Source organism: Bacteroides sp. 3_1_23, from assembly GCF_000162555.1.
Taxonomy (GTDB): Bacteria; Bacteroidota; Bacteroidia; order Bacteroidales; family Bacteroidaceae; genus Bacteroides; species Bacteroides ovatus.
Genome location: NZ_GG774953.1, coordinates 154,318 through 160,775, shown reverse-complemented (window position 1 = coordinate 160,775; position 6,458 = coordinate 154,318). Strand labels below are relative to the sequence as shown.

3 protein-coding genes are annotated in these 6,458 nt (G+C 40.3%); 1 reads left to right on the top strand and 2 read right to left on the bottom strand.

What is annotated here, in order from left to right; translation table 11 throughout:
- Positions 1 to 575 (bottom strand): RNA polymerase sigma-70 factor (locus HMPREF9010_RS08860; RefSeq protein WP_032852795.1); only part of this gene is annotated, 575 nt, incomplete at its 3' end.
- 188 nt (positions 576 to 763) lie between these two features.
- Between HMPREF9010_RS08860 and HMPREF9010_RS08865 the strand changes: the two genes are divergently transcribed.
- Entirely contained in the window at positions 764 to 2,278 is a 1,515-nt protein-coding gene (locus tag HMPREF9010_RS08865; RefSeq protein WP_008649915.1) for an SLC13 family permease, read from the top strand.
- 61 nt (positions 2,279 to 2,339) lie between these two features.
- Here HMPREF9010_RS08865 and HMPREF9010_RS08870 read toward each other — a convergent pair whose 3' ends face one another.
- Positions 2,340 to 6,371 carry a hybrid sensor histidine kinase/response regulator transcription factor gene (locus HMPREF9010_RS08870; RefSeq protein WP_008649913.1) on the bottom strand — a complete coding sequence of 1,344 codons (4,032 nt, stop codon included), beginning with the start codon at positions 6,369 to 6,371 and terminating at the stop codon, positions 2,340 to 2,342.
- Positions 6,372 to 6,458: the final 87 nt, after the last annotated feature.

Sequence of the window (6,458 nt, the reverse complement as noted above, 5' to 3'; positions counted from 1 at the left end):
AAAAGTAGAGTAATCAGATATTTACTTAGATTCGTTTGTAAAGATGCTAATGCATTCTTTATATGATACTTAACCGTATTGACAGAGATGCCTAACTCTTGAGAAATTTCTTCGTATGATTTTCCTTCAAAACGGCTTTTATCGAACACGCGACGACATTCGTTCGGCAATTTATCAATGGCTTTATATATTTCCTCTTCCAGTTCACGCTCCAGCAATGTCCCCAACGGATGCGAATCGGATATCGTCATTTTATCGTCTGTTATCTCATCGGGCATCAGAGATGAAAACGCAATCTCGCGCTTTTCCCATTCTGAATTAAGATAGTTGATACAACGATTACGGACAGCTCTCAACAAATAGCTACGGATGGAAACGGAAATCTCCAGCGTTTCACGAATCTCCCATAAATGAAAAATAGTATCTCCGACGATGGTTTCCGCGAGGAATTGATCTTTTACATAGCCATTCGCGACATGACACAACAAGGCATAGTGACGGTCATAGATGTATTGATAGGCATCTTCATTGCCTGTCTTCAACTGCTCCACGATTAAAGTTTCAGTATGCTCCATGAATGTATTAGTCAAGTTAACGGCACAAATTTAGAGAAATTGCAGCAGACTACCTAATATCCATATTAATATCTTCAAGGACATCACAACCCAAAAAAATTATAAAAAAACTTCTCTCACTGATTTACGAAATATAGAATAAAAAGTTATTTTTGTACCGTTTTTTAATTTTATCTTAAACTAGTATTATGTACAAGATTTTTCACGGCTTTCATCTAGTGGAAGCTTATCAGGATTTAAAGAAAGCCAAACGGTTGGCAAAAAATCAGACAGTGGCCAGATGTATAAAGTTAACCGTAGCTATTACCCTTTCCCTTATTTTATGGCTCCTCCCAATTGACACATTTGGTATAGAAGGGTTAACCGTTATAGAACAAAGACTTATTTCTATCTTTATTTTTGCCACACTTATGTGGGTATTCGAGGCTGTCCCTGCATGGACCACTTCCGTATTGATTGTCGTTTTATTGTTACTCACCGTTTCCGACAGCAGCTTATGGTTCCTTACTCAAGGAATCTCAACAGAAGAATTGGGACAGACAGTCAAATATAAATCCATTATGCATTGCTTTGCCGATCCAATCATTATGTTATTTATTGGTGGGTTCATACTTGCCATCGCAGCAACTAAAAGCGGATTGGACGTATTATTGGCACGCGTCATGCTAAGACCTTTCGGAACCCAATCACGCTATGTACTATTAGGATTCATTCTTGTTACAGCTGTATTCTCAATGTTCCTCAGCAATACGGCTACAGCTGCCATGATGCTCACTTTCCTAACTCCTGTATTAAAAGTACTTCCTGCAGACGGTAAAGGAAAAATCGGTCTGGCTATGGCTATTCCTGTAGCTGCTAATGTAGGTGGCATGGGAACTCCTATCGGCACACCGCCCAACGCAATTGCCTTAAAATACCTGAATGATCCGGAGGGACTGAACCTGAATATCGGTTTCGGAGAATGGATGAGTTTTATGTTACCCTATACTATTATTGTATTGTTTATCGCTTGGTTCATACTTTTACGATTGTTTCCCTTTAAACAAAAAAATATTGAATTACAAATTGAAGGTGAAGCCAAAAAAGACTGGTGTTCCATTGTGGTTTATATCACTTTTGCTATCACAGTCATACTTTGGATGTTTGACAAGGTGACGGGAGTAAATTCTAATGTAGTAGCTATGATTCCGGTAGCCGTTTTCTGTATAACGGGAGTCATCACCAAACGCGATCTGGAAGAAATCAGTTGGAGCGTACTTTGGATGGTAGCCGGCGGCTTCGCTCTGGGCGTTGCTTTACAGGAAACCGGACTGGCGAAACATATGATCGAAGCTATCCCATTCAACACATGGCCTCCTGTATTAATGATTGTCGGCTCCGGACTTATTTGTTATGCTATGGCCAATTTCATCTCACATACAGCTACTGCCGCATTGCTCGTCCCCATCCTAGCCATTGCAGGAAGCAGCATGCGTGAGAACCTATCTTCCTTAGGTGGAGTAGAGACTTTATTGATTGGAGTGGCAATCGGTTCATCATTAGCAATGATATTGCCTATCAGTACTCCTCCCAACGCATTGGCACATGCCACAGGCATGATTCAGCAAAAGGATATGGAAAAAGTCGGAATAATCATGGGGTTAATCGGACTGATATTGGGATATACCATGTTGATCATACTTGGCTCCAACAAATTATTATAAAAAATACTCTTTCCATACAAATAAGCCCTGTGAGAAGCAATCATTCTTACAGGGCTTTTTGCTAATCAGTCTTACTTGGAAGATTAACTGCCGGAGAAGCTCCTGTCTTTTCCGACTCTCCATACTTGCTCGGACTTACACCATAATATTTTTTAAATACCTCACGGAAATATTTCGCATCCGAGAACCCGACCATATCGGTAATTTCTGCTATTGTATATTCGCCCTGCTTTAGCAATTGTGCAGCATGTTGCAAACGTATCATCCGGATATAATCGGCTGGTGCATAACCTGTCAAGACCTTTAATTTATTAAAGAAACTCGTACGACTCATGTGATGACGACTACTAAGCATTTCTACATTAAAATCCGGATCCCCCATGTTCTTCTCTATACATTCCTTGACCGAAGCTATAAATTTCCAGTCCAGAGTATTAGTACAATTAACCGGAAAACTCTGTTCTTCCTCTTCGATACTATTATAAACCTGACGGAGCAAAGCACGATTCGCCAGTAAATTCTTAATCGTTGCCTTGAGTATTCCTACACTGAAAGGCCTGGTGATATAAGCATCCGCTCCGATCTCCAACCCTTCGAGCATATTCTTCTCATCTCCCAGTGCTGTCAGCAAAACAACCGGAATATGAGACATCTCAAGATCCCCTTTTATCGCTGAACAAAGTTCATCTCCGCTCATTTCAGGCATCATTATATCGGATATAACAAGATCCGGATTAAATTCCCTGATTATGATAAGTGCATCCTTCCCATTCGGACAAGCCTGAATATTATAACTCGTCTTCAGCATATCCACCAGATAATTACGCAAATCATCATTATCCTCCACTATCAGGATACGTTGTAAGGAACTGTTTATCTGGGATATCTCCATAGCCGGCAAATCAGAAATACTACCCGGTATGATAGTCTCCGGACGTTCATCCGGCAGCTTGGGAGAAATAAATTTAGCTTTATGAAGATGGCTATTTCCTTTCGGGAAAGTAACTCGTACACAAGTGCCTTGTTGTTCATTGCTCTGAATCTGAATCTTGCCTTTATGTAATTTGACTAGTTTGTATACCAACATCAGCCCTATTCCGCTACCTGTCACTTTTAGATTGACAACATTACTACCTCTAAAACAGTTCCTGAACAATTTCTTCTGTTCGCACGAAGGAATACCAATCCCCGTATCTTTCACCTCAATGCTCCAGGTGCTTCCTTCCTCGCAGGCGGAAATGCAGACACTACCTTCTTCAGGTGTATACTTCAATGCATTCGACAAGATATTTTTCAGAATAGATCCCATCTTGTCACTATCAAACCACACATTCAGATAGTCAAAATTGCTTTCATAAACAAACCTGACATGTTTCATTTCAGCATATTTGCGAAAAGCGGCACAAACATCATTCATAAAAGTATTCAGCTCATACTCGGAAACATAAAGAGTGGATGAATAGACATCTATCCGTTCGAAATTTATCAAGTTAGTCGTCAGTTGAAGTAATGTATTCACATTCTTAAGAGCCATATTCATATGGGGTAACGCCTGTTCAGCCACCATACGATTTTCTACGACTTCCTCCAGTGGAGCTTTTATCAATGTAAGTGGTGTACGTATGTCATGAGCTGTATTAATAAAGAACCGTGTCTTCTCATCCGACACCTTCTTTTGTTTTTGTAACATGATGATACGGAATATGATAACCATAACAAGTATCAACAGGATTGCATAGCCTACCATAGCCCAAACACTGGCCCATGCCGGAGGCGTTATAACAATCTGAATATCTCTTGTCTCATAGGTCTTATACCTCTCTTCATTGGATATGGCACGAATCTGCAATGTATAACTGCCGGGAGGCAGATTTCTGACAAGAATCCGGTTATCCTGACTCGGACGGCTCCATTCTTTATGATAACCGTCAATTTTCCATGAATAAAGAATGTTGGAAGGATAATCATAATTAATGGAAGCTACATCAAGGGAAAAAGTGTTTTGTCCGTAAGCTAGTTCCAGCCGGTCAGTTTCATTAATATCCTTCTTCAGTGGAGAACCGTTATCACCCGGATAAACAGGATGATAAGCGATCATAAAATCGCGCAATAACAGACGTGAATAATGCGGTTCCGGTATCTGTATATCTGTCGGAAATTTGACAGCACCGTCATTACCACCGAAAACAAGCGTACTTTTGTTGCAGGTTGTGGCAGAACCTGCATTAAAATTGACACTCATCAATCCTTGTTCCCGTGTCCAGTTACGAAAAGAATGTTCTTGAGGGGAATAGATGGTGATACCAGTCTCCGTACCCATCAGGAGGCTCTCATCCTGCCGGGGAAGAATTGTATAAATATTGTCGGAAATCAACGCACAGTTATCAGTACGATATTGATGCACAAACTTCTTCTTGTTAATGTCATAAACAAGAAGTCCCGCTCCACGGGTACCAATATACAAGATACCGTCTTCTCTCTGGTATAATGCACATATATAGGGAGATTCAACGGGCAGGTCAATATACCGGTACCTCCCGGATTCTTTATCAAGCAGATAAAGTCCCATTCGCGTACCAATCCACATCAGCCGGTCATCCTTCTCCTGAATGGTAGTAATAGAACTCACTCCCGGATACAAACGTACACTTTTAGTCTCAAGATTGACACGCTTCAGATGATAATATCCACCGGACCAGATATCACCTCCCGAATCTTTTTTAATGTCATAAATATATTGGTCGGGACGTACTCCTGCCATAGCGGCAGGAGAAAGATAAGTTACCTTAAACCCTTTCTTCTTCTCTATCTTGTAAATACCTGATGTATAACCACCGGCCCACATTACACCGGGAGAGACTTCACACAGTGCTAAAAAAATGTGATTCTCATCATTTGGTACCGGATCAAAGGAACTAAAGAAAGAACGCCATTCTTTTGTATCAGTCTGATAGAAACTAATACCGTTACTGGTTGCAAACCAAAGGTCACCGTCACTATCCTCCACCACATCGTGAACCTGATCGTTCACCAGTGACCGGGTATTACCAAGGGAATGTTTTATCAAATCATAACTCCCATAACGGTTGTTGCGGATGGTAATGCCGGTGGGATAATTGGCAAGCCAGATGCGGTCTTCTTCATCCACATAGACATCATTAATATTGTTTCCATTCATCCCGTTATAACTACTATAATCAGCTGTTATATAGGGCTCACTTATGTATGTATTCACATCCAACTTATATACGCCTTTCCCTCCTGTAGCTACTAGAAGTTCATGAGCGTTTAAAGCTACGATCTGGTTAACCTCTACATTATTAGGTGATTGACAAGAGACGATTTTACCTGTTCCCCTCATGTCATATATAAGTATTCCCTCTTTGTAGTTTCCCACAAACAACTGTTTTGAAACAGCATGATAATAAAGTTCATGCACGGGCACAGTGATACTCTCCACTGCTTCATCAGAAACCAACTTCAACTCTCCCCCTTCTATCCCGGCACGGAACAGGCCGCCTCCCGTACCAATAAAGAAATGATTTCCATCCGTTTGTTCAATAGTAGCTATTTCACCATCAACCGGCATCAACATATGTGACGTCGTTCCGGTATGGGTATTATACCAGGTAATGCTATCTTTATAACATAGCCAAATACGGTCATTCTTGTCCAAATAACCGTAATTCAGAAACGCTTGCGACTTATTCCTGATCAGCTCCGGATGCACATAAGCCAGTTCAAACTTGTCATGTTGCGAATCATACCTAAAAATACGACCTTTCTGCCCGATTACCCATAATACATTCTCGTTGTCCATATAAAGCCAATTCAAGGCAATCCGTGAATCCAACGTCATGTTATCGTCCGAAAAGTTGTAATGCTTGATATGTTTGCCATCATAACGGTCTATCCCTTCTTGAGTCAGAAACCACATATACCCCCGTCGGTCTTTTTGGATATGGTATATTTTCTGATTATTCAACCCGTCTTCCAGTCCTATGTACTTATAAATCTGTCCCTTGCTTACAGTACAATTAATGAGAAGAAGTATAAACAAAAAGAATCCTCTCATTTTTACAAAATTACTCATGTCTTTCACTAATATTCAAAAAAATACTCTGCAAAAATATGAAAAAATTAATTAAAATGCAAGTCAAAAATGTATTCATATTTCAAC